Consider the following 25,002-nt stretch of genomic DNA (forward strand, 5'->3'; position numbering starts at 1 on the left):
GAGAACCTCTCATGTCCCTGTTTTTCATCCGGCGCCCCAATTTCGCCTGGGTAGTCGCCCTGTTCATCTCGCTGGGTGGCCTGCTGGCCATCCCGTTCCTGCCGGTGGCGCAGTACCCCAACGTGGCGCCGCCGCAGATCACCGTGACCGCCACCTATCCCGGCGCTTCGGCGCAGGTGCTCACCGACTCGGTGACCAGCGTCATCGAGGAAGAACTCAACGGCGCCAAGAACCTGCTGTACTTCGAGTCCACCAGCAACGCCAACGGCATCGCCGAGATCACCGTCACCTTCCAGCCAGGGACCGACCCCGAACTGGCCCAGGTTGACGTGCAGAACCGTCTGAAGAAGGCCGAGGCACGCATGCCGCAGGCCGTGCTGACGCTCGGCATCCAGACCGAGCAGGCCACCGCCGGCTTCCTGCTGATCTATGCGCTGAGCTACACCGATGGCGACAAGGACGCCAACGTCACGGCGCTGGCCGATTACGCCGCGCGCAACATCAACAACGAAATCCGTCGCGTGAACGGCGTCGGCAAGCTGCAGTTCTTCGCCTCCGAGGCGGCCATGCGCGTGTGGATCGATCCGCAGAAGCTGGTCGGCTACGGCCTATCCATCGATGACGTGAACAACGCCATCCGCGCGCAGAACGTGCAGGTGCCGGCCGGTGCCTTCGGCAGCACGCCGGGTTCCAGCGAGCAGGAGCTGACGGCGACCCTGGCGGTCAAGGGTACCCTGGACAACCCGCAGGAATTCGCCGCCATCGTGCTGCGTGCCAACCAGGACGGCTCGCGCCTGACCCTGGGCGACGTGGCGCGCATCGAGGTCGGCAGCCAGGACTACAACTTCGGCTCGCGCCAGGACGGCAAGCCCGCCGTTGCCGCCGCCGTGCAGCTGTCGCCCGGTGCCAACGCGATCCAGACCGCCGAGGCGGTCAAGCAGCGTCTGACCGAGCTGTCGGCCAACTTCCCGGACAACGTCGAGTTCTCCGTGCCGTACGACACCTCGCGCTTCGTCGACGTGGCGATCGACAAGGTCATCATGACCCTCATCGAGGCCATGGTGCTGGTGTTCCTGGTGATGTTCCTGTTCCTGCAGAACGTGCGCTACACCCTGATCCCGTCCATCGTCGTGCCGGTGTGTCTGCTCGGTACGCTGACCTTCATGTACCTGCTTGGCTTCTCGGTGAACATGATGACCATGTTCGGCATGGTGCTGGCCATCGGCATCCTGGTGGACGACGCCATCGTGGTGGTGGAGAACGTCGAGCGGATCATGGCCGAGGAAGGCCTGGCGCCGGTGCCGGCGACCATCAAGGCGATGGGGCAGGTGTCCGGGGCGATCATCGGTATCACCCTGGTGCTGTCGGCGGTGTTCCTGCCGCTGGCCTTCATGGCCGGCTCGGTGGGGGTGATCTACCAGCAGTTCTCGCTGTCGCTGGCGGTGTCGATCCTGTTCTCGGGCTTCCTCGCGCTGACCTTCACCCCGGCGCTGTGCGCCACGCTGCTCAAACCGATCCCCGAAGGCCATCACGAGAAGACCGGTTTCTTCGGCTGGTTCAACCGCAAGTTCACCGCCCTGACCGGCCGCTACACCAAACTCAACGGCAAGCTGGTGCCGCGCGCCGGGCGGGTGATGTTCATCTACCTGGGCGTGGTGGTGCTGATGGGTTTCTTCTACCTGCGCCTGCCGGAATCCTTCGTGCCGGTGGAAGACCAGGGCTACATGATCGTCGACATCCAGTTGCCGCCAGGCGCCACCCGTGAGCGCACCTCGGCCACGGGTGAGGAGCTGGAAGAGTTTCTGATGGCCCGCGAGGCCGTGCAGACGTCCTTCCTGGTCCTCGGCTTCAGCTTCTCCGGCATGGGTGAGAACGCGGCCATTGCCTTCCCGCTGCTCAAGGACTGGTCCGAGCGAGATTCTTCGCAGTCGCCGGAAGCCGAGTCGGCTGCGGTCAACCAGCACTTCGCCAACCTCGATGACGGCGCGATCATGGCGGTGCCGCCACCGCCGGTCGAAGGCCTGGGCAACTCGGGTGGTTTCGCCCTGCGCCTGCAGGACCGCGCCGGCCTTGGCCGCGATGCCCTGTTGGCAGCGCGCGATGAAGTGCTGGGCAAGGTCAACGGCAATCCGAAGTTCCTCTACGCCATGATGGAAGGTCTGGCCGAGGCGCCGCAGCTGCGCCTGGTGATCGACCGTGAGCAGGCGCGCACGCTGGGAGTCAGCTTCGAAGCGATCAGCAGCGCGCTGTCCACTGCGTTCGGCTCGTCGGTGATCAACGACTTCGCCAACGCCGGCCGCCAGCAGCGCGTGGTGGTACAGGCCGAACAGGCCGAGCGCATGACACCGGAAAGCGTCCTGCGCCTGCATGTGCCCAACGACAGCGGCAGCCTGGTACCGCTGAGTGCTTTCGTCACCACGAGCTGGGAAGAAGGCCCGGTGCAGGTCGCGCGTTACAACGGTTACCCGTCGATCCGCATTGCCGGTGACGCCGCGCCCGGCGTGAGCACTGGCGAGGCGATGCTCGAACTGGAGCGCATCGCTGCCGAGCTGCCCGAAGGTATCGGTTACGAGTGGACCGGGCTGTCGTATCAGGAGCGGGTCGCCAGCGGGCAGGCGACGATGCTGTTCGCCCTGGCCATCACCGTGGTGTTCCTGCTGCTGGTGGCGCTCTACGAGAGCTGGGCGATCCCGCTGACGGTGATGCTGATCGTGCCGGTCGGCGCACTCGGCGCGGTACTGGCGGTGACTGCTATCGGCCTGCCCAACGACGTGTACTTCAAGGTCGGCCTGATCACCGTGATCGGCCTGGCGGCGAAGAACGCCATTCTCATCGTCGAGTTCGCCAAGGACCTGTGGGAAGACGGCTACTCGCTGCGCGATGCTGCTGTCGAAGCCGCGCGCCTGCGTTTCCGCCCGATCATCATGACCTCCATGGCGTTCATGCTCGGCGTGGTGCCGCTGGCCATCGCCACTGGCGCCGGCGCTGCGAGCCAGCGCGCACTGGGCACCGGGGTGCTGGGCGGGATGCTCAGCGCGACCATGCTCGGGGTGATCTTCGTGCCGATCTTCTTCGTCTGGGTGCTGTCGCTGCTGCGCACCAAACCTCAGCAAACCGACAACCATCCCCTGCATAAAGCGGAGTAATGCGATGACCTCTCACTTCATGCTCCGTCGCGCTCTGCTGCCCCTGGCCATCGCCGCCCTGGCGGGTTGTTCGCTGGCCCCGACCTACGAGCGCCCGCAGGCACCGGTCGCGTCGCACTGGCAAGCCGCCGACGCGGAGGGCACCCGTGCCCAGGCGCTGGACTGGCAGACCTTCATCGTCGATGCCGACTTGCGCCGCGCGGTGGATACGGCGCTGAGCAACAACCGCAGCCTGCGCCAGGCGCTGCTGGATATCGAAGCTGCGCGTGCCCAGTACCGCATCCAGCGTGCTGATCGCCTGCCTTCGATCAACGCCAATGCCAGCGGCAACCGCCAGCGCCTGCCTGCCGATCTGTCGCAGACCGGGCGCTCGGAAGTGACCAGCAACTATCAGGTCGGCCTCGGCCTCGCGGAGTACGAAGTCGACCTGTTCGGCCGCGTGCGCAACCTCTCCGAGGCCGCGCTGGAGACCTACCTGGCGACCGAGGAGGCGACCCGTGCCACGCAGATCAGCCTGGTTGCCGAGGTCATCCAGGCCTACCTGACCCGCGATGGTGCGCTACGCCGCATGGCCCTGGTCGAACAAACCCTGGACAGCCGCATGGCCTCGCTGGAGCTGGTCAGCCAGCGCCGTGCAGCGGGGGCCGCCACCGCCCTGGATTACCAGGAAGCGGTCGGCCTTGCCGAACAGGCTAGGGCCGAGCGCGAGAGCACCGAACGCCAGTTACGCCAGGCGGACAACGCCCTGGTCCTGTTGCTCGGCACGCCAGATGCCGCTCGCCTGCTGCCCGCGACGCCCCGCGACGACCTGATGGTGCTGCAGGACATCGCCCCCGGCACCAGCTCGGAACTGATCGAACGGCGCCCGGACATTCTCGCCAGCGAGCACCGCCTCAAGGCGCGCAATGCCGATATCGGTGCAGCTCGCGCCGCGTTCTTTCCCCGGATCAGCCTGACCGGTTCGGTGGGCAGCTCCAGTGCCGAGTTGTCCGGATTGTTCGATGGCGGCTCGCGGGCCTGGAGCTTTGCCCCGACGCTGTCGCTGCCGATCTTCGCCGGTGGCCGCAACCGCGCCAACCTGGACCTCGCCGAAGTGCGCCAGGACGCGGCGGTGGCCGACTACGAAGGCACCATCCAGACCGCCTTCCGCGAAGTGGCCGATGCCCTGGCCGCCACCGACACCCTGCGCCGCGAGGAGGCTGCCCGCCAGGCTCTGGCCGGTTCCAGCGAGGCTGCGATGGCCCTGGCTAAGGCGCGTTACGAGGGCGGCGTGGACGACTACCTGCGTTATCTTGACGCCCAGCGCAGCACCTTTAGCAACCAGACCACACTAATTCAAATCAGCACGGAACGGCAGATTGCGCTGGTTGACCTGTTCAGGTCTCTGGGCGGTGGCTGGGGCCAAACTGAACCGATGGCCGGGATCGGCGCTGAGTGAGCAAAGCCAGGAGTCCTGCATCCGAAGACCGGACTCTGGCTCCATCACCGGTGAGCTACTGGTCATCGACGGGGCAATCGTCTGATCGAGAATAAGACTGTCTGACGACTGGCAGGCCTATGGATTATTGGTGGCAGCAGCTAACGGCTCTATAAAGAGCTGCAAAAAATCACTGTAACGCATGATTGACTGACTGCTTCTGGCCGGTTTCTGCCTGTTGCGTCTCTGCTGCCCACTGGCCAAGTCGGATGCACGCGGTGGTCAGTACCAATGCAATTGACTGGTCAAATGGGTGCAATTGCGCAGGTATGGACTTCAAGCCCCAATTTCCTGGAAAAGAGGTTCTTTCTATGGACATCCGACATCAGAGATTGAGTAGCGGAATGTCTGAGCTGAAGTCATGTCCATGGCTGTTCTTCTTTCCTTTACATTGACGAAATGTTTCTGGATTTGACCGGCATTGACAGTTGCGAAGGGTTTGAACATTTTGGTCACCGTCTCAAAGCTCATGTCCTGAATACCGTTGGGCTGCCTATTGGCGTCGGTATCGGGCAGACCAAAACCCTGGCCAAATCAGCCCAATGGGCCAGCAAGGTGTGGAAACAGTTTCGCGGCGTCCTGGCGCTCACACCGGATAATCCGAAACGCACCATGACACTGCTTGAAAATCAGCCCGTAGAAGAGATTTGGGGCGTGGGCAGGAAAATAGGCAAACGCCTTAACCTGATGGGGATTAAAAATGCTTTACAGCTCGCTCAGTCCAACCCGAGGTTTATAAGAAATAATTTCTCGGTCGTTCTGGAGCGTATCGTTCGCGAACTGAATGGAGAGTCCTGCATTCCTCTTGAGGAGCTTCCGTCATCAAAACAGCAAATTATATGCTCACGCTCCTTCGGTAAGCGCATCACGTCAAAAACAGCCATGCAGCAGGCACTCTGCCTCTACGCGACACGTGCAGCCGAAAAGCTGAGAAGCGAACGTCAGTTTTGCCGACACATTGGCATTTTTATAAGAACATCACCTCATGCTGTTAACGAAATTTATTACGGTAATAGTGCAGGGGAAAAACTTGCTCTCCCGACCCAGGATACGCGAGACATTATTGAAGTTGCGATGAGTTCGCTCGATCGCATCTGGCTGGATGGTCGGCGCTATATGAAGGCCGGTATCGCGCTTGATGATTTTACGCCGAATGGCGTAGCTCAGTTCAACCTTTTTGACGAGAACAAACCTAGAGAGAAAAGCGCCCAACTGATGAAGGTACTGGATGGCATCAATCAGTCCGGGTTGGGCAATGTGTGGTTTGCGGGGCAAGGTGTCAATACAGCGTGGAAAATGAAGCGGGAAATGCTTAGCCCGGCGTGGACGACCTGTTGGGATGATATACCGGTAGCACGTATCCAATAAGAAGCTTTCCATTAGTGAAATTCTGAATCAACGGTTGCTTTTCTGTTCCACATAAACGCCAGCATGAGCGCCAGGGTGCATTTCTGTCTGGAAGAATTATCTTCTAAGGTGGAAGAATACAGCATCGATGAATCCTTTATTTTGGCTGGTGGTATTGATAACTGCATGACGTTCGAGGAATACGGACATCAGCTGCGCGATCATGTTTTCCGCTGTACTGGACTGACTATTGGTGTGGGGCTGGCGCCGACCAAAACCCTTGCGAAAGCCTGCCAGTATTCAAGCAAGACCTGGCCCCAGTTCGGAGGGGTACTCGCGCTGACTGCAGGCCAGCGTAATCGGATCGATAAGATGCTTTCTCTGATGCCGGTAGAGGAGGTGTGGGGGGTTGGTGGGCGAACCACGAGTAAGCTACATGCAATGGGCATAACCACTGCGCTGGAACTGGCTAGGGCAAACCCTGCATTCATACGAAGAAACTTCACTGTAGTCCTTGAGCGTACCGTACGAGAACTCAATGGGGAAAGTTGTATTAATCTGGAGGATGCCCCTCCGCCAAAACAACAGATCATATGCAGCAGGAGCTTTGGACAGCGCATTACAACGTATGAATCCATGCGGCAGGCAATTTGCCAGTATGCTGAACGTGCTGCGGAAAAGCTGCGGCAGGAACGTCAGTACTGCGGCCACCTGTCTGTTTTCATTAAAACCTCTCCTTTTTCCAAAAATGAACCGTATTACAGCAAAATTGCAAGCGAGCGACTCAGCATCCCATCACGTGATACACGAGACCTTATTGCAGCTGCTGGGCGTGCTCTGGATAAGATCTGGAAAGAGGGACATAACTACGCCAAGGCAGGCGTCATGCTGAACGATTTCAAACCTGCTGGCGTGACTCAGCTCTCGCTGTTTGATGAAGGGAAGCCTTATGCGAACAGCGATGCACTCATGAACGTACTGGATACGATCAATAATTCAGGCAAAGGCAAAGTATGGTTTGCAGGTCGAGGCATCGCACCGGCGTGGACAATGAAGAGAGACATGCTCTCTCCGGCTTACACGACCCAGTGGGACTCCATACCGATCGCTACACTCTGAAGTATCACAATCAGGGAAAATGTATACAGGCTGCTCAGTCTCATTAGCTGGTGGTTGATATTTGCACAACAATAACTATTCCAATATGCCGCTACTGCTATTTGATAATGCCTGGGGAATTTTGACATGGTCACTCGTCGTTTTTTTAGAGTTAATCTTCAAACAGCAGCCCCGACCCTTCTGTAAACAAAAAGTACGAGCGTATCTGGAGAACAAGGGGGTTGTTTTGGCGCTGCTCTGTGTCTACACAGAACCATACATAGCCCAATACGAACGTGGTAACTGGACTGTTAGTCACCGCCTGGCACGACAACATGGGCAGTTGCAGGGAAAGCAGAAGGGGATAATCGGGAGAAGACCGGCAGGGAGCAAGAGACGACTCAACCTCAGAAGAGGCTGGTGAGCCTGGCAGAAAATACGTCAAAAACTATCTAAAATATTATTCACTTATCATCATTTTAGACCTGGGAGGGTGGGGTTATACAGGGTATAATGATGACGGCGCTTGAGGCTTTTTTGCCTCATGATGTTTGAGTGGTTTGGATGTTGTGTGGCAGAAAGCAGAAAGCCCCGAGTAATTTTTCAATTAACCCGAGGCCCACTGTATGTCTAGTCAACACCAGTATGGCCTCTTACCGTGCAATTTGCAAGGAGGAGTAAACCATGAAACTACCGCGAAACGCCCTTATCTGGTGCGTATTAATCGTGTGTATCACGCTCTTGATATTCACATGCCTGACCCGGAACCGCTTATGCGAACTCCGGCTAAAGGACGGGGACAGGGAGGTCGCGGCAAGCCTGGCTTACGAATCCAACGGTAAGTAGCAACCTGGAGGCGGGGGAAACCCCGCCTTTTCAGGAGCTGGGTTGATCTGACATGCCTGAAGCGCTTTATGAAGGGGTTACCGGTTCGCTGGTAGCCCCTTTTTCCTGCCCGGATACCAATTAAAAAACCGCACGACCGGGGAGGGGAAATCAAAAAAAAGCCCACCAGTGGCGGGCAAAGACTACACACAGCTACTACAGGAAGATTCAGGCGGTTTCTTCGTAAACGTTGTAATCACACATTGCGCCGCTGTAATTCTGAGAGCTCAGCGCTTTATTCATCGCGCAACTGAAGGCGTTCGAGCGATCGCCAGCTGTACCGTTGTGTCCGTAGCGGGCAATTTCATTCGGTTTTTCATAACTGCATTCTTCCAGAACAATAAAGGCAGCAGCTTCACTATCCAGCAATTCGATACCGAGCCCTGCATTTTTTGTGTTTTTTAACTGGTAATATGCCGTAAGTGTCATGCCGGACCCCTCATAAGTCATACCGTTAGTAATAACACATTTCTATGGGTAAAGTTGAAATTTATTAATCCGCCCTGAAACCCGACATTAACAATAATATTCAGGGTGATAAATGATTAAATCAATGCATCGATGCTTCAATTTCCGTTATGTTAATTTATTATTTAAAAAACTGCAATCAGGAAAAGAAATGTCCGACCACTGCCACCCGGCGAGACTGGTTATTATTATCCGGGGGGGGGTAATTGCTGGGCATATAGACACTGACAGTTTATTAGTATAGATAACTGTTCGATAAAATAACACAGTCCATAAACAGTGCAAAATTATGGCCTGAGATAAACAGGAAGGTAACTTTTTAGGCTGAGGTCATCACACAGACATAGTTCCTCAATATTAAACCCTTCATCGTACCCCTTGAACGGTATGATTCGTTAATTATTTTGGGTCTTGATGCGTTGATTTTAATTGCTATCCTGGTTATCAGCCAGCGGAGTGTTCTTAAGGGAGCGCCGCAACGTTAAAGACAGGGACAATAAAATGACTACAACACAATTAATCACTGCTGCAGAGAATGAAGATGTGTTTGCCAATATTATGACCACGCTGGTGGAGTTGGCAAAACACGAGGGCGATTTCATGTTGCATGACGCCATCTGTCGGGCGGAAATCGATATCGACGAAGATAAATTTTACAGCATGATTGGGGGCCACAGGCAATCCGCTGCACAATGTGTCCGCTTACTCAGGCGCTGCGGGGCTATCACAAGTAAAGCAGTGTACGACCTTGCGTCGAACGTCGAGCGTCTGGCTCTACGGCTTGCCCGCGATGAATGGCTAAGGGATATGCCATTTCCGTTAAAATCCCTGGCATTTTATCAGGACGAGGCGACAGCAAAACGCGAAAGCTATCTGGTCAATCAGAAAGAGAAACAGTATCGGTTCAGTGTCTATGTAACAGGGCGTGTGGAATACCCTGAAGATGACCCGATGCAAGGCACCTACATCACTGACGGGACATTCCTGCTGGGTAAAGCCCAGACCGTGGCAGATGCGCTGGAACGGGCAAAGGAAGCCGCTATGCGGGGTGAATGGAACGAACGTGGGGAGGAAGAGGATAGTTATGATCCGTGGATGTGCAGAGACTGCGGACCGGTCAGCTTTTATGAAAGAACGATCGAAATCCGGGATGAAAATGAACGGCTAGTGGTTGCCGGTAATGCCTGCAACCTGGAATGGTACGGGCACGTTGCTAGTCTGGAGGAAATCCGCCGAATTGAAGAGCAACAGAAGGCACTCTACGAGAAAGCCAGCTACGAAAGCGGCTGGGACAACTATGAGACCGCTCGTCAGTTGCGACAGGAAGCAGAACAGTTATCCGTCGGTATTGTGGATGAATACTGGCGCAACCACCCGGACGTTATTAAAGCAGTGGAGGAGTTTAATTATCCGGCGTTCATGGATGAAGAGGCGATCGCCTTTAACGCTGACGAGGACATGGGGATAGAATGACGGTCAGCTGGTGGGGCAAGCATGTACAATCCAAACCAGCTAAAGCACCTGGCGGGCCAACTAGCGCACGCCGACCACCCAAGAAACCCGGAACCTTTCTTCTGATTGCGATTTTTCCAAACGACCAAAAGTGTTCGCAGGGACAGAGGGGGTTAAGGGGGAGTGGCTGACCGCACATATCCGATCCTTTCCCTTGTACTGATGCAGGTTGCTCACGTCATGTACTGTTTTCTGAAAGAAGTGATGAAGGCAATCAGAGGAAAAGTTACTTTCGCTCACACTGGCAGTCACCCCGCACATTACCTGAAGGAGCTGACGCAGTGATGACGTGCAGAGCGGGCGTGAAACGCTATACCGCTGTCAGGGCTCTGTATAATATTCCGTGGCGTATTCAACCGCATCCAGCGATGCGCAACCTGTCATACCGAAGTAACGCCGGTCAGTTACGCCGTCAATCCTGAACGGTACCAGCGTGCCGGTCTGTCCTACCTGCACCCCTCGTTCCTCAATGATCACATCCTTTTGAGTTAAATGGGGCTTCGAAAACAGCCGTTCGCCATTTAACAGGACATTCTTCAAAACGGCGGCTGTGGCCTGCTCTGTCGTCACTGAAGGGCAGGCGCGTATATCCGCCTGGAGAGACGCACGGGCGTCCAGCCAGTACCACGCAATAAGCGCTGCTATAAACACGGCCAGCGCTAAAACAGATATCCCTGCTACTTTTAAAAACTTCATCATGGGCAGTACCACTTACCGATAATTTAACACCGGGCTGAAATATGACACAGAAACATAATGCCAGCCATCCCTTATAATGTCAGTGGACGGAAAGGATGACTGGGGTAAACAAAACACAATCAGAGGAAAAGCTATTTATGATCGGCATCATTGGGCCGGTATGAGTTTGCATAATGCCTGGATAAATACGAGTGAGGTAAGGGACATCCGCCTTAAGTGATTGCAAGCTCATAATGCCTGGTAAATTACGGGTTATCGGGTACACAGCAATAATGAATCTTCAGGCGAAGAAAGTAACTTTTGTCGACGGTGGACGGAAAACAGGCAACAAGACGACCAGGACTCAATGACGTCATAACGTCGGGGTACGCTATCTCTACGCCAGAGGGCCAGTCTTTGGTATCAGCTGTAAAAAGCCTTCAGGATGCGCACAGCACGACAGCTGGCGCTCTTTAGTGGCATTGCCTGTAGTTCCGGTTCAGTTCGGCCCGGTATGACTCTGAGTCCATATATGAACGATCTGCCGCGTTCCGTCTCAGTGTGTCGGACACAAACACATCATTAGCCAGTGTGTCCTGCATACGTTTTATGGTCATTGTGTCATTGCAATTATGTCTACGCACACTGGCAATATCAGAAATAATCAATCCGATTACCGGAGACAGTTCATATAATGCGATTATTTATTTTTTCTCTGGCGGTCTGACATCAGGGTCACTTTCTGCAGAAATGCCTGACGCAAGTGGGACGCAAAGAAGAAGGGACAGTATTAATTTGTTCATGGCTTCTTCGGCCTTGAACCACGCCAGGCACAATATGAGAGGTAGGATACAAAAGAGAAAAATACAAAAGGGATGTAAAACCAGACCCTCAGGGATTTAATTTCTTCATCTGAGACCAGAAAGGTCAAGGCAGATATTATGGCGAAACAGATGAGTGTCAATGTGAGTGTAAGAATAAATACAAACTTATCATCTGAAGTAGTAGGGATGAGGCATGATTCTTTCCGATCGCTTTTGTGTTCCATGTAGGCTCGCTATTAATGATGGGTGAATATGCGATGATATTATCACAACAGGTCATGATATTCGGATGGAGTAAATCTGAAATGCTTTTCTGGTGGCGATAAATGTAGTTAATCGCAAAACGTAATAATCGGCTTCAGTAATGTTCTTCAGTAACTCAGAAACTTTTCGAATAGTTAGTTAATGCTGACAGTAGCGGCTCATGCGCGCCCATAGAATGCCATTGTGCTGGGCCCGAAGGGGGGGATATCATCACATCGATGATGTTGGTTTTGCTGGTGGATGTTGGCAGTCACCAGGGGCAGGCATTCAGAGAAAAGTAACTTTTATCTACCGCCGGATACTAACCCTGAAATGCCAGGGTGATTATGAATGGGCGATGATATAAAAAAACCTGAAATGAGCTGAATGCTCTAACCAGTGGCTACGACAGACAATATGATTATGTATAATGCTGAAAGACAGTCATTCGCGTTTTTAATGATTACTTATTTTTTCAGGAGTCAAATATGGGCATTAAATTTCATGATTTCAGAGATGACAGACAAACCTTTGACAGGGGGGAGTGGCAGGCCACCATCGACATGAATAAATGGCTGGAAGATAAAAACATAGACGTTATATCAGTTGAAACTATTTTTGAAGTCTCAGGATCCATGGCGAGCACTTCCAGCAGGTTCGAGGCAATCCGACTCTGGTACAAAGAAGTCAGCCCGACTATCTGAAGTGTGGAGTGGGTTAATTGAGCTGGGTATGCTGGTTAACCTTTTCACCTGAGCATAATAAATCCATCCTCCAACAAAAAGACATTCACATGAATATCAAAATTCAGGAACCACCTTCTCGTACTCAAACCTTTGTCATGAGTACGCTCTACGTAATTCGTGGGCTTGCGGCAATGACAGTATATTTTTTCAGAACGTTTCCTTTAGCATTCTTCTATGTATTGCTGGTGGTCACTTTGTTTTGTGATATGAACAATATACCGTTGAAAGGGCTTATGCAGGAGGGGATGCTCATTAAACTATCCGCCTATGCATTACAGGCTAACGTGCTCTGGCTTGGTATTAAGGTGACGAGGAATTCAGACGAATTTTTCTAGTGGCATAAGAAGCAGGGCACCGGACTAATAAGGCAAAAGTTACTTTCGTCTTACAGCTGGTGGACTGGTACACCGGGAATAACGCATTATTATCCGTATGGTAGTTCAGGAAGTGCTTAGCGTTACCATTCTGACAACATCTTAAGCCAATACCAAAGGCAGGCAACATGACAAATGAACATCAATCAGAAAATATTGGATGTTTGGTTTTGCCCTTAAGCCACAGCAATCGGTACCTGAGCACACTATCAGTCGAACAGATAGCTGCATTACCAGATGCCCCAGTGTCTCGCGCGGGACGGAAAAGCAATCTGTCATTCTTACCGTTTATCTTCTCTCTGAATGGCGTACGCTTCGCTGAGCTTGATGTGGAGCTGACACACCGCTTCACCGAACTCAGGGGCATTGCAGGTACGATAGGCTTGATACTGGTAGCAGAAGTTCATTCAGGCCCGGCCAATGCTGTTATCCAAACCCCAGAGGGGATGAACGACAAACTGCTGGTGGACTGGTATGTAGAGAATGACGCGATGATATCAGTCAGCCGGTTTGTGAAGGACTCACCGTGGTGAGCAGGCTTCCCACAGTGTCATGAAGCAGGTTCGTGCGAAACTCCTGATGTTGCGCCTGTTGTTCCCACTTTATGTTCTTTGCGACCTACGACGATATTCGCCGGAAAAGTAACTTTTTTGATTGCCCCGGGTGAGATTTTTACCAGAAACAGGAGCTGCTAATGTATAGCCGTTTCATGAACGATCCTCTTGACGAGCAATACTTACTGTCGCCAGCTATTGTGGGTTCCTACGCTGATGGCGAAATCCCTGCAGAAGAGATTGAGGTAAGGGATGCAGTAATACGATTCAAAGTCACAGGCGATCAGGCGTTGTCCATGAACCTGTTCCACAGGCTGTTTCATTACCAGCGTTACAGGGAAGTCAGGGCATCATTCGATAAAAGCGGGCTAACGTTGGTGGACGTGGTTAATCGTACCCCATTCCACAAAGCGGCGATGCGGCGGATATACAGTGATTTGCCAGAACAAAGTATTGCACGTAGGGTGCTGGTTGATTTTATCAGATAGGCTGTTCGCTCTTTCTAAAGCCAAAAGGTAAATTGTGGGCTGGTGCATTAGACAGGCCCAAAAAAAGCAAATGGCAATCAGAAGTAACAATAATTCTCACAGTGCGACTCGTGTACACCGCCTCTGGGAGGCACGCACAAGCTCTCTGCGGCGTTACTGGCATCTGTCTGTACAGTCGGGCTACCGTGCACTGCCATAGCACATTCTCGCCGGAATGATGCCGTAGTGCAGGCTCCCATAGGGCGATGACTCGCAGTTGCGGGCTCAACCGTAAGCCATCTGATACGAACTGACATTAAGTCGCCATTCAAACAGGACGTGGCAGAAATCGATTAACCCACCATTCCTCCCGGGTGTTATTCAGCACAAAAGTCACTTTTAACCACCGGGATTCACCGGGGTCATCACATCACAGCGCCTCATAATTTCTGGTTGTTTATGATTACCTGATCATCTTATTCAAAAACACCGGTTGAATATCGACTCCATTATTTCTCACTGTTTATCAGACGCATTCCCGCAACTGTTATTGCATCCGTTTTTAATAGCGTGGATGAAAATAGGGGCTTTGAGGAGGCGTTTGAATCTTTATAATAAGAGGCTGGTAAAGCTGCTGGTGGACCTGACATGACATTTCTTAAATCTCTGGACTCACCGCCATTCATCGCAACGTATCGTTGGGCGGGCTCATTCGATGGACGCTATATGCCTCAGGCGTATTCACTTCTGCAGGAGTTGAATCTCCGTCACTACCTGCCGGTGGTCAAGGCCGAGTTCGATATCTGTGTCATTCACTGTGGTAGAGAGTGGTGGCGCTTCAGGCTGGTGGATGTGAAATCTGATGAACATCAGCAAAGGATGGTGGCCCGAACGGCATACCGGCTAAACCAGTCAATGGGGATCGCCGAGCAAATGGTCAACATGATCCGCGCGTGGCAGTCCGTGCCGTACCTGAATCCTCCTGCATCTGACTACTTTAATTAAACAGGGCCCGCTGGTGGCCCTGTTTATACCTGATGACGAACGGGAAACGCGCTATTCGCGGTACTCTTTATGGATGACTTCAGACCGCTTACGTGAAAATAACTTTTTCAGCGCACGGAAGAACAGGGTGGTTGTCAGCAACGTAAAATAGGTCACTCTGTGCGGTACTGATATCTTTTGCCGGTGCTTTAATTTCAAAGAATAAACATGGCCCAGGTCAGTTAACAGCGTCTGGGGCAACATCGCCTTACGCAAGTCACTTTCTATCCAGCCAATTTCTTCAACACTTAAAACAGGCTCTGTATCGTACGCGATGAACTTGTTACCAAGTTCAGTACAGTTACGGCACAACCATTCCGGCACAGGACTCACCATGAACTTACTGCTGCCCGTCAGTAACACGACATTGAAAATATTCTTTTCGTCACGCTTCAGAGCCCGACACACTCCAGATATATGGGTTTTATTCTGAAGGAACGGATTCTGCATCTTGTGTTTTTGTTCACCGTAACGGTACACGACTGTCCACACTCTATCATCGAGAGAACCATAAATGTCTCCGGAGTAGTGTTTCTCTTCGATAATGAAGATCCCTTTCGTGCTGATAAAGATATGGTCTATCTGTGTGGTCTGGGATGCGTTGAGCGGTAGGGTAACGTCTGACAGAAGCGTCCCATCAAGGTCAGCCAAAACACCCTTTAATGCATTTCGTGTACGCTGCTCGCTAAACATATTACTGACAAGCGGCCAGACACACAGGATGATGCACGACAGGACCAACATGACGAACACCAGAAAGATAGTCGTTAACGTTGTTAAATCCATTGTTCGCTACCTCACCGTGCTGGTGGCGTTAAGCGCACCGGATAAAGCCTCTTTCAGGTTTACGTCCAGTGACAATCCTAACATGCTGCTTAACGATGCTTTAGGCGCGTTGTAGTCGCGGAACCGCGTGGTTCCGTAAACAATACTCAGTCGTTCACGCACTTCTGTGCTGGTGGCTGTGTCATCGATAAGACCAAACGCTTTAGCACGGTCGCCCAACCAGAATCTCCCCGTGTACAGTTGTTCTTTATCAGCCTGCTCACGAGAAAGTAACTTTCCTGCCCGACCAGCTTCGACATCACTGATAAACTGCTCATGCATTTTGTCGAGTAGCTCACTATGCAGAAACGCTTTGGTTTCGTCGTCAATCGGACGCCATGGGTCAAGCGAAGCCTTCCAGGCACCGGCCGTTAACGGCTCGTTAGCCACTCCAAGACGGTCCATAATCTTTGACACATCCCAGTGGTCCATGCGCACGCCGATACTACCGATAATGGCGTTTGGGTCCGCATAAACCGCATCAGCCGGAGAAGCCGCGTAATAGCAGGCCGAGGCACACATATTCTTAATGCTGACAATTATCGGACGGACGTCACGGGCAGCAGCTGGCAGCTTCCCTTTACCGGTACCAACAGCTTTCAATAATGCCTGTTTAACAGCGTCATTAGCCGCTGGTGGAACTTCCTTTTTATTTGATGACGCTGTAGGGTCAGAATCCTCAATCGTCAGCCCCGGCGCTCCATGGAGGGAATTGCGAAGCTCGTTTATCTCACGGTAAATATTAATGGCGTCAGACGGGCCGCCACCGCCCGATTCAGCCTCAATCAGGATCGCTTTAGCATGCGGGTTATCCCACGCTTCACGTAAAGCGCGGGCAATGATAACGCCGTCGCCCGTTGGCGAACCCGTGCCCATTTCTCCATGGATACGGATAACTGCGATATGGTCGGCTCCCTTACCGTTTTTCTGTTTATCCTGATACATGGTGAAACCACTGTAACCAGCAAACCCAATACCAATAATCGTCAGGGCCATTTTTGATAATACGTGCGATTTATACAGTCGGTAAAACTTCTTACTTTCACGCGATACCACATCCTGAACAGAGCCTGTTTCAGGTTGAGGTGGTTTTTTTTTGAACATGTATTTCCTCACATGAGTTTTTGGTAATGCGCAAGAAGCCGGTTAATGGCAATAGCAAGCAACGCCAGTGCAAGCGGCGGAAAATACTGTGTCAGCCCGTTAAATAAATTCAAATTAGGGATAACAAGATATGCAACTATCAATACACTGATTATCGACAGAGAACGGAACCAGAGGCGATAAAGCTGAATTGTAACATCGCCGAAAACAAATCTCTTCATTTTCCACTGGTAATAACCATCCAGTGCCAAAGCAATCATCAACGGCAGGAACGTGAAAAACCAGCCAACCAGCAAATACCAACGGTAAATTGCCTGATACGCCATTAACGGGACGTTTCGGGCGGCGTTGTAGTTCGGGCTCATGAATTTGTTTGCCGCAAGGTTCATCCCCCGCGCCGGTTTGGTTTTATCGTCCTCGGGTAATAGCCACTTATTCAGGTACCCTGTAAAATTTAATTCGACGAAAAAGTAATTAAACGTCTTTTCCGTTCTTCGCGTGACATCCTGCCATCTCTCCACATCCATAAGCAACTTGCTGGATTTCACCTCTGCGCTGATATCTTTATAAAGCTTATTGGTGTCTTCCAGGTAAACGTTAAACAGAAAATAAATCAACAGACCCAGCCCTAAACCGAACCGGATCATCGTCATTCTCTGCGCCGACATATCCTTTCCAGCCATTTTACACCTCTGTCAGTCAGTTTTATTTGTGAACAGCTCTGCCCAAAGGGCTGCCAGGCGAATATTGCTTTCTCTGTTGAGGTAGTGATTCTTCCAGCCATGAAGAATGCCCGAACACGCCAGGTCATCCGATGCGATTAACCGGGATATAAGTGAAAAAGTCACTTTCCTGCGGACATCTTCATTTATCCAGCGGACCTGTCCCGGGGTTGGCATGTATACGGTATCTTCTTCAACCGGCCGCAAGCGCGAGAACTGACTAAAGGGCTCCGCCCATGGCGTCCAGAGTGCGTGAAGAGTACCGTCATTAAAGCGGACGGGAAGAGTCAGCACCGAGGCGGAAAACTCATCAAGGAACGACTGAATAATACAGCTCTTGCGGTACATTGCTGGCTGGTGGCGGTTGCCCAGGATGGAAAGGTCGATAACACGGTTAAAAAGAGACGTGTATTCATCGTGTGGGTCGCTCAGGTTGTCACTCCAGAAAAGTAGCTTTTCTTTCAAACCGGATATCAGCGCATCCTCTTCGAAAATACCCAAATCGTGCTGGTGGATGTCAGGCACCTTACCGTGCCGCTTGCGCCGCATTACCTGGTATTCAACCTGTTCAGGTATATCAAGGAAAACGGGCAGGAAGCCTGCAATATCAATAAACTCAGGCAACAGGTACCAACCAAGACGCTCCGCATTAAGCTGGATAAATTCCATGCGTTCCTGATTATCATCAATCTGTACCTCAACTGTATGGCTCTTTGCCATGCAGGTATTCAACAGTTCTTTGAGCCACGCGGTGAATGGTCCCTGAGATACAGACCAGTTACTGACGATCTCTTGCTCATCGTGCGTAACGATAGTCACCTTATGACGGATAATAAAAAACTCAGACAGAGTGCGGGCCACTACGTCCAGACTATCAACTGTGTATTGTGCGTATACCTTGCTAATGTCACCAGTGAGCTTCCTGGCGTAGCGTGACAATATTTCCGGGAGACACTCATCGTCAACATTAATGCCATACTGTTTCAGTGTCTTATTTGCACGTGAAATATATTTGGGTTGCGAAGAGTTCATACCGAGCAAAGATGCTCTTGATACTCGTTTACATTCCATAGTCAGGCCACCTTCTGGGATTTGCTTAGTATTTCTTCAACGTCGAGATTACGTCTCAATTTAAGTTTGAAGGGCGATGTTGTGATCATATCAATGACAGTTGTGGTTCTACGCATTGATTTTCCCGGCACCGTAATAGGCATCTGGCCTACGATTTTTCGCCCGTCCTGTAAGCAGGCGATGAAATGCAGGGTCGGTATCATTGACAGTAATTCCTGCGGAATTGCACTCACCATTGTTGTGGACTTACGTTCGGAAATCGAGCCATTGAAATCTGTATGGGACTGTTTAGTGCCCGTGCTGGTGGTGTAAGTCACCTGGTTCATCGAAACATTAGCCTGGCCGACTTTAGTCAGGACAAGTTCCTGGGTCTTCGCGTCAGTAACTCGTGTGGAAATATAGTTGTTGCAAAGCCCCGTCAACCGGTCAGCGGTATCAGCGCTGGTGGCCGAGACAAAGTCTGAAATCGTCTGCGTAGAGATGAACAATGCGATCTTAGCCGCACGCCCCTGGGCAAGCAGGTTAATCATTTGCATATTAATGGCCTGATGGGCCTCATCGATAAAGATGGAAACCCTTGGCGCTGCGGACAAATCAGTCGCCGTGTTATAGCGGCTACCTGCCTCAGCGGCGATATCCGAAGTAATTAGCTGGGAAAGGTCCCGCGCAGTTGCCGGGTCAGACAGGCCATCCAGTGAAATATAGAGCACACCACCACTGTTAAAAAGGCCATGGCTGTTAACGATGTTTCGATTAGGGTTCTCGACATCGTTCGCCGAAAGCAATATATCCATAGGAGTCTGGGATAATCGCTTAAGCATTGGCATAAGGCTGGCTGTAATTTTGTAATAGTGAGATTCATCACCGGTTACGTATTTGAAACATTCCAGAACCGTATCCATACCATGCATAACTTTGGGGGTGTTATCTTCAAAGTAGTTGCTGAAGAAATAGTTCTTCAGCAGTTCAATTTCGTCCGCAAGAGGAAGATTGGGGGAAACCTGAACCGTTAAATGCCATTCCGGCCCGAGATGGTAAATATAAAAACCCCGTAGCGCATTTCGGGTGGTAACGACCAGGTCCTGTTTTGAGCGGATTGCATAGTAAATATTCTGGATAGTTGGTTTTGTACCAGCCAGCTTCAACGCACCAATAGCTGTTGTAACAAGCCCCTCTGCGATACGTAAGAACGGGTCTTCACCACCTTCGGTACCAGCAATGATGCTCATAATACGGGCCGAGAGGTCTGTATCCTTAACATAGTTAGCGCTGACATCGTAAGAAATAGACCTGGACGGACTACCTGCGTGGAAATGTAGGAAAGGCTTACAAAGGCTTTCACATTCTTCCTGTAACCCGTCCTGCCACTGGTAATCGTTTTTAGGGTCCACTACGAGGACGATGTGCCCAAGATGAAGCATAGAACTGGAAAGAAGACGCTGGAGAACCGTTTTCCCTGTCCCTACGTTTCCTGTGATAAGGGTATGACCAAAGAAATTTTCTTCATTGACGAAAATCGGCACCTTCTTATCAACACCAAAAATTGAATAATTCCCACCAAGTTCAGTCGCAAGTTTTCGATAGTGGCGAGTAACAGGATTCAGAATAAAAGGTAACTGAACCTCATGCATATCACTGGAAAGGTTGTGTACCTGATAGGTACGTTCAGAGTGTTCAGGTCCCCATTTGAAGCCATTACACAAAAAAGTAGTACGCTGGGGGATCTCGACTTTTTCTTTTTTACGGAAGAGCTTGTTAACCAGTTTTTTAGAGGGGGCTCCTCCAGACGCCTGAAAACCGACCAGTTTCTGGTACTTTCGGTCATCTGCAAAAAATTGAGCGTTATTAATCATCCGGAAGTCTTCCAGCGACAAAAAATCTATCGTGCGATGAAATAAACGCCAGTGCGCTCTAAAGATAGGCACACCATTCCATAACCTCCAGCAAGCCATAGCGATTAAACCAAGAGAGCAATAGAAGGGGATTTCACTGATTCCGTTCTTGCTGGTCCAGGAGTCGATAAGGACATAGATAGAAAATAGTATCAGGAGTACCGCTGAACGAAATTCAAGGGCAGGGCGGTAAAGCATTTCCTGAGTATGCAGATTGTTTCGGCTTCTACGTTTCATTGCTTATGTCCTGATGGTTAAAAAACGAAATAAATTCTTCGTAAAAAATGTTATTGCGCAAAGCGCCTTGTTGAAGATCATCAAGGCGGATCATGTAGTGCCGTATTGCTTGTCCTATCGTTATCTTTAACGCGGCAACCGGGAAATTAGCCAACGCTAGATTTAACTGACGAATTTCATCCTGACTGAGCCCCCAGGATACTGCATCATCTAAAATTCTAAAACGGAGACAAAAATTGATATCAGTGACCAATACGACCCGTTGCAATGCTCTTATATGCGCTGAATTATTGTTGTTCTTCACTCGATTCAGGAGATTTATAATCGTATCGATATCGGAGAGAAGTGTTTCGCTGTTACTGATGTCAGCCTGCTCCGGAACTGATGGCGTAAGAGATTTTGACTGCTCAAGGTCGTGTGCAATGACGACAGCCGGATCAGTGACGATTTGACTCTGACGGGCAAATAACGCTTCAAAATCGCTGTTAATGTCCCTGATACCTTCATCTGAATCTGCCTCCACATCCTCCGGAGATTGTTCGGTATCCGAGGCAAAATTATCAGGCGTACTCTCAGAAAGTAACTTTTTGTCCTGCGTTACATCAACATCAACATCAACATCAACATCAATGTTGTCACGGGTTTGGTTTATCGCACCAGATTCACTATAACCAAAATTATCACCATGAGAATACGATGAGTAATCATCCCAATACTGTTCAACATCCTCTTCCTGAACATCGGGATATTCGGTTGGAGGTATGCCATTCGGTTCGTGTTCAGCGTGGTCCAGTTCAGGTGCTTCCTCTTCGTAACGTTCAGGAGGGAGCGGCTCAGGATTCACCATAACCAGTGGCGGCGGGAAAGAGAAAGACAACATTTCATTTTCGGACTTCACACCACCAAATAAATCAGCAGAAAGCAATGGCAGCATCTCAACCTCTTTAATATCAGGTTGATGGCGTAACTGAACAAGCGATACTTCGTCAATTAACTGGACATATCGTTTTCCGTCGTTGCACGGGATGCTAAATTCTTCATCGAGACTTCCTGAACGTAATGAAAGTACAAAGAGACCGGACCCCATTAAGCGTGGTTCATCAAGCGGTGCAATAGAGCGAATATGGTGCTCTGACACATACAAGACCCCATCGATTAAAACCAGATCATTTGCATTAATTGCATTATTGTTGAACTGGTGCTGGAGTCTGGATATGTACTCGCCAGGACTTATTTCTTCTTTTTTACGGCGTTTTTTAGCGGTTTTCCTGGTATCGGATTCATTTGTTTTACATTCTGGTTCATCTGAGTTCAGTGCCGTTTCTTGAGTACTTTCCGGTTCCTGTTTCGGTTGATTCTCATCAGCTGTCGCCTCGGTTTCTTCAACATCAGCAGTGTTATCAGAATCTAAAACAGCACTGTTACTATCCTCTACAGGATGTTTATCAGCGTTTAAAACTGGAGCATTATCAGATGACTGATTTACGCCAAGGCGAATTGATTTTGATCCATGTGAAAGAGGGCGTGCATAGAGCGTGTCATGCCCTTTGCGGTCAACAAAAACATAGTCGTTCGTGTCGTTAATGCTGAAAATGCCTGGCGTACTTTCTGGCAGGATATCGTATTTAAACAGGAAGCCTACCCATTTAATTTTTAAAAGAGAGAACCAGCTGAGGCCTTTGATTCCCTCATCAAACATTCTTTGAATGTCCGTTTCTGAAAAATCACCGCGATGGAAAAAGTGTGCTATCCGTTGTTCGCCGTAAGGCTCTATATAGCCGCCGGTTAACAGAAGGTCGGTTAAGGCTTTGCGACCAATTTCACCATCCGGGAAGTTAATTCTGAGGTGTTTAAACTGACCCAGAATGAAATCAAGGGCCGCATGTTCGTTGATGTAAACAGAGCCCCCAATAATCATAATATGGACCGGAGGCGGCGAGTTTTTATCAAAGCGTTCAGACGATGAATCAAATCCATTGATATTAAGAATACTAATATTGTCTTTCAGAATCGCGACGGCTCGGGCAGCTGTATCGGATGCCCGGATACCGGATTGTTTATCATACCGATAGCTGGTATCGGTGCCGGTAGAATGCCAGTCAGCCGTTCTCATACAGCGCGAAATAAAATCATCACTGGTTGTATAATTACCTAATGCCGCCAGCATTTTATCGTACAAACGCTCTTTGACAACGTCACTTAAATAATTAAGACACGTATCGTTTAAACAGCGTTCTAGGAATACAGGTGCCCGTACAGAATGCTCGTTAGCCAGCCTTTTACGCCAGATAACCTCATAGGACAGAATACGGTTTGCATTGGCCCAATCCATTAAACTGGACGACAGAGGGCGCCACGTACTGTTAACCCCCGGGGTGGATGAAATAACGTCCACATCAAATATCTTACCTGCATCATGAAACAGGCCGCAAATAAAGGCCGCATAAAGGTAACGACGTTTTCGTATCTGCTCTTCATCCTGTAAACCAATGGGGCGTAATTCAGTACTGTAGGCAAATTTTAAAGCCAGAAAAGCAGTTTCTAAACTATGCGTTAACAGGCCACCGGTGCCAGCATGGTGATGATTTTCAGACGCAGGTAAAAGGTGAATCCAGCGCGTAAATTCCATCAATGGCTTAATAACCAGATTCGTTAAAGTATAGGCATCCTCACTCAGGTCTGAATTAGGCAAACCGATATACATATTGATTTCCTGTAACCGGTTTGCATGGACGGATAAGATTTCACGCTCTGAAAAGAGTGTTATACCCGTAGGCTTGCTGGGATAGTCAAGATAGCTTTGCACGTCCTTGTTAGGCGTGTGTGGGATATCATACTCATCATCAGTATCATAGATACTGTCGTAGTCATGCCCTCCTGAGAGGGCGACCCTGATTTTATAAAAAAGCCTGGATATAATACTCATATCAACCTGTGAGTTTATTGAACCTGAACGGGAGTGACAGAAGTCTCGGCTTTATCAGCTGTCTTACTCTGGACTACCGGAACGGGAGTGACAGTATTCTCGGCCTTATCAGCTGTCTTACTCTGGACTACCGTTTCTTCTTTTTTTAACGCCTGCTCCGTCTCAGCATCGGGTTTTGGTTCGAGGCTCGCAATATACAGTTCGACGGATTTAAACCGCTTAATGCTTTGAATGAATGGCAATGCATCATATTTACCATTCACGCGATTTTCTGCGTTCAGTATTTTACTGATGCTATCCATGGCGACACGAAGGGAGCTCAGGAGTTGCAGGATAATACGGTCGTGGATCTGTTGAGATATCTGACCATATAACCACAGCTGGTGCGCCTGGCGAGTCAGTACGTTGATGGTCTGGATAATGTTCAGCAATTTATAGGTTAATGGGTGATTCCAGCGAATCTCAAATTCTTCATAGTCAAATCCATCGAATGATGAATCTTCGATGGGGAGTTTGGAGACATTTTTGTCAATCTGATCTTTGTACGTATTGACATTACCAGAAAGTTCGTCATAAACCCCGGAAAGCCATTTCTGAACTTTGGTGCTGGTTGCCTGATCACCTTCGACCAGCCGGAAGATATTATAAATAGCATTAGAAATGGCGTTGAACTGACGCAGGCAGGCTCTGTTTTTTTCATGGAAATGATTATAAAAATCACTGGAAAGTGGCTTTAATTTTGAAATGACCATCCCTAAAGGACGGTTGTTACCGGCGTTCCGTTGATTACGCTGTTCATTTTTAGGGGATACGTTGTCGACCATTATAATAACCTCTTCAGTTTTTCCAGTCTTTTGATGTCGGCTAGCTTTCGTTGATGACATTCCGTAAGCAGTTCACGGATCGGTTTAATTTTGTTTTCTGTCTCCTGGATCATCTCCAGTTCCCAGTCTAACGCTTTTTTAAAACAACTAACGCTGTAGCCTCCCAGCTTCGGTTTAACAACAACCCCATAATGTTCAACTTTGTTTTTGAACCTGGGCGAAAAATCCTTCCAGACAATAGTCAGTTTTTGCGATGAACCGACCTTTTGTAACACTGGCGCGTATCTGCCGGGAATAAATCTCCCGCCATTTGCATACGTGTTTTGTGATATCAACTGGTTTCGCGCCTTCCAGGCGGCCCAATATCCATCCAAAACCTTTGAAGCTTCCAGCTTCAGTAACTCGATGTATCGTACCGAGTTCGCGATAACGGTTTCCTGATGATTGGTAATTATCGGGTTCATATCTACTCCTCCAGACAAACAGGCTACAGGAGTTCAAAAAAATTTTTCAGGAATAACAAGGGTGATTTTATTTT

19 protein-coding genes and 3 pseudogenes are annotated in these 25,002 nt (G+C 50.4%); 12 read left to right on the top strand and 10 right to left on the bottom strand.

Annotated elements, in window-relative coordinates; all coding sequences use genetic code 11:
- Nucleotides 1–11 precede the first annotated feature (11 nt).
- The 6 genes and pseudogenes from Q1L34_RS27285 (at nucleotide 12) to Q1L34_RS27310 (ending at nucleotide 7,914) form a co-directional block, all read left to right on the top strand.
- Entirely contained in the window at nucleotides 12–3,146 is a 3,135-nt protein-coding gene (locus Q1L34_RS27285) for a multidrug efflux RND transporter permease subunit TMexD2 (protein ID WP_027591160.1), read from the top strand.
- Nucleotides 3,147–3,150: 4 nt separating this feature from the next.
- Nucleotides 3,151–4,584 carry a multidrug efflux transporter outer membrane subunit TOprJ2 gene (locus Q1L34_RS27290; protein WP_088903432.1) on the top strand — a complete coding sequence of 478 codons (1,434 nt, stop codon included), beginning with the start codon at nucleotides 3,151–3,153 and terminating at the stop codon, nucleotides 4,582–4,584.
- A 429-nt stretch (nucleotides 4,585–5,013) separates the two neighbouring features.
- Nucleotides 5,014–5,991 (top strand): annotated as a pseudogene (umuC, locus tag Q1L34_RS27295) (translesion error-prone DNA polymerase V subunit UmuC); the annotation flags it as partial.
- Between the two features lie 45 nt (nucleotides 5,992–6,036).
- Nucleotides 6,037–7,089 (top strand): annotated as a pseudogene (gene umuC / locus Q1L34_RS27300) (translesion error-prone DNA polymerase V subunit UmuC); the annotation flags it as partial.
- A gap of 605 nt (nucleotides 7,090–7,694) precedes the next feature.
- A pseudogene (locus Q1L34_RS27305) lies at nucleotides 7,695–7,847 on the top strand (DUF5431 family protein); the annotation flags it as partial.
- Entirely contained in the window at nucleotides 7,792–7,914 is a 123-nt protein-coding gene (locus Q1L34_RS27310) for a type I toxin-antitoxin system Hok family toxin (RefSeq protein WP_223256846.1), read from the top strand. The pseudogene Q1L34_RS27305 and the gene Q1L34_RS27310, both read left to right, overlap by 56 nt.
- A 207-nt stretch (nucleotides 7,915–8,121) precedes the next feature.
- On the opposite strand, the gene Q1L34_RS27315 is transcribed toward Q1L34_RS27310, so the two are convergent.
- Nucleotides 8,122–8,382, bottom strand: coding sequence for a hypothetical protein (locus Q1L34_RS27315; protein WP_009653224.1), 261 nt, complete (start codon nucleotides 8,380–8,382; stop codon nucleotides 8,122–8,124).
- 540 nt (nucleotides 8,383–8,922) lie between these two features.
- Between Q1L34_RS27315 and Q1L34_RS27320 the strand changes: the two genes are divergently transcribed.
- Nucleotides 8,923–9,894, top strand: coding sequence for a hypothetical protein (locus tag Q1L34_RS27320; protein WP_009653249.1), 972 nt, complete (start codon nucleotides 8,923–8,925; stop codon nucleotides 9,892–9,894).
- Between the two features lie 360 nt (nucleotides 9,895–10,254).
- On the opposite strand, the gene Q1L34_RS27325 is transcribed toward Q1L34_RS27320, so the two are convergent.
- The gene (locus tag Q1L34_RS27325) at nucleotides 10,255–10,632 is read right to left on the bottom strand and encodes a hypothetical protein (protein ID WP_014839919.1); all 378 of its coding nucleotides are present in this window, start codon (nucleotides 10,630–10,632) and stop codon (nucleotides 10,255–10,257) included.
- A gap of 1,534 nt (nucleotides 10,633–12,166) precedes the next feature.
- Here Q1L34_RS27325 and Q1L34_RS27330 point away from each other — a divergent pair.
- The 5 genes from Q1L34_RS27330 (at nucleotide 12,167) to Q1L34_RS27350 (ending at nucleotide 14,824) form a co-directional block, all read left to right on the top strand.
- Complete coding sequence (locus tag Q1L34_RS27330; RefSeq protein ID WP_017900896.1) at nucleotides 12,167–12,382, top strand: hypothetical protein; 216 nt, start codon at nucleotides 12,167–12,169, stop codon at nucleotides 12,380–12,382.
- 89 nt (nucleotides 12,383–12,471) lie between these two features.
- Nucleotides 12,472–12,759, top strand: a complete 288-nt coding sequence (locus tag Q1L34_RS27335; RefSeq protein WP_025999308.1) for a hypothetical protein — start codon at nucleotides 12,472–12,474, stop codon at nucleotides 12,757–12,759.
- A gap of 167 nt (nucleotides 12,760–12,926) precedes the next feature.
- Nucleotides 12,927–13,331, top strand: coding sequence for a hypothetical protein (locus Q1L34_RS27340; protein ID WP_017900898.1), 405 nt, complete (start codon nucleotides 12,927–12,929; stop codon nucleotides 13,329–13,331).
- A gap of 161 nt (nucleotides 13,332–13,492) precedes the next feature.
- On the top strand, nucleotides 13,493–13,840 hold the full coding sequence (locus Q1L34_RS27345; RefSeq protein WP_014839918.1) for a hypothetical protein: 348 nt from the start codon (nucleotides 13,493–13,495) through the stop codon (nucleotides 13,838–13,840).
- Nucleotides 13,841–14,467: 627 nt separating this feature from the next.
- A complete protein-coding gene (locus tag Q1L34_RS27350) occupies nucleotides 14,468–14,824 on the top strand; it encodes a hypothetical protein (protein ID WP_014839917.1) in 357 nt (118 codons plus the stop codon).
- Nucleotides 14,825–14,875: 51 nt separating this feature from the next.
- Here the strand turns inward: Q1L34_RS27350 and Q1L34_RS27355 are convergent, their stop codons facing one another.
- Genes Q1L34_RS27355 through mobI form a run of 8 tightly spaced genes read right to left on the bottom strand, consistent with a single transcriptional unit; the run spans nucleotide 14,876 to nucleotide 24,928 of the window.
- Nucleotides 14,876–15,649 (bottom strand): nuclease-related domain-containing protein, encoded by a 774-nt coding sequence (locus Q1L34_RS27355; RefSeq protein ID WP_017900900.1) that lies wholly within the window; start codon nucleotides 15,647–15,649, stop codon nucleotides 14,876–14,878.
- Between the two features lie 6 nt (nucleotides 15,650–15,655).
- Nucleotides 15,656–16,792 (bottom strand): S49 family peptidase, encoded by a 1,137-nt coding sequence (locus Q1L34_RS27360; RefSeq protein WP_014839915.1) that lies wholly within the window; start codon nucleotides 16,790–16,792, stop codon nucleotides 15,656–15,658.
- Between the two features lie 8 nt (nucleotides 16,793–16,800).
- Nucleotides 16,801–17,475 carry an IncC plasmid conjugative DNA transfer DtrJ family protein gene (locus Q1L34_RS27365; protein WP_024266292.1) on the bottom strand — a complete coding sequence of 225 codons (675 nt, stop codon included), beginning with the start codon at nucleotides 17,473–17,475 and terminating at the stop codon, nucleotides 16,801–16,803.
- Between the two features lie 12 nt (nucleotides 17,476–17,487).
- On the bottom strand, nucleotides 17,488–18,585 hold the full coding sequence (locus tag Q1L34_RS27370) for a hypothetical protein (protein ID WP_014839913.1): 1,098 nt from the start codon (nucleotides 18,583–18,585) through the stop codon (nucleotides 17,488–17,490).
- Between the two features lie 2 nt (nucleotides 18,586–18,587).
- Nucleotides 18,588–20,714 carry a conjugative transfer system coupling protein TraD gene (gene traD, locus Q1L34_RS27375; RefSeq protein WP_014839912.1) on the bottom strand — a complete coding sequence of 709 codons (2,127 nt, stop codon included), beginning with the start codon at nucleotides 20,712–20,714 and terminating at the stop codon, nucleotides 18,588–18,590.
- Entirely contained in the window at nucleotides 20,704–23,640 is a 2,937-nt protein-coding gene (locus tag Q1L34_RS27380) for a TraI domain-containing protein (RefSeq protein ID WP_014839911.1), read from the bottom strand. Before Q1L34_RS27380 ends, traD begins: the two co-directional genes overlap by 11 nt.
- 14 nt (nucleotides 23,641–23,654) lie before the next feature.
- Nucleotides 23,655–24,464: a hypothetical protein gene (locus Q1L34_RS27385; RefSeq protein ID WP_014839910.1), complete on the bottom strand. Its 810-nt coding sequence runs from the start codon at nucleotides 24,462–24,464 to the stop codon at nucleotides 23,655–23,657.
- Complete coding sequence (mobI, locus tag Q1L34_RS27390) at nucleotides 24,464–24,928, bottom strand: conjugative transfer protein MobI(A/C) (protein WP_017900904.1); 465 nt, start codon at nucleotides 24,926–24,928, stop codon at nucleotides 24,464–24,466. Before mobI ends, Q1L34_RS27385 begins: the two co-directional genes overlap by 1 nt.
- Between the last annotated feature and the right edge of the window lie 74 nt (nucleotides 24,929–25,002).

This window comes from Klebsiella ornithinolytica, assembly GCF_030505655.1.
Lineage (GTDB): Bacteria > Pseudomonadota > Gammaproteobacteria > Enterobacterales > Enterobacteriaceae > Klebsiella > Klebsiella ornithinolytica.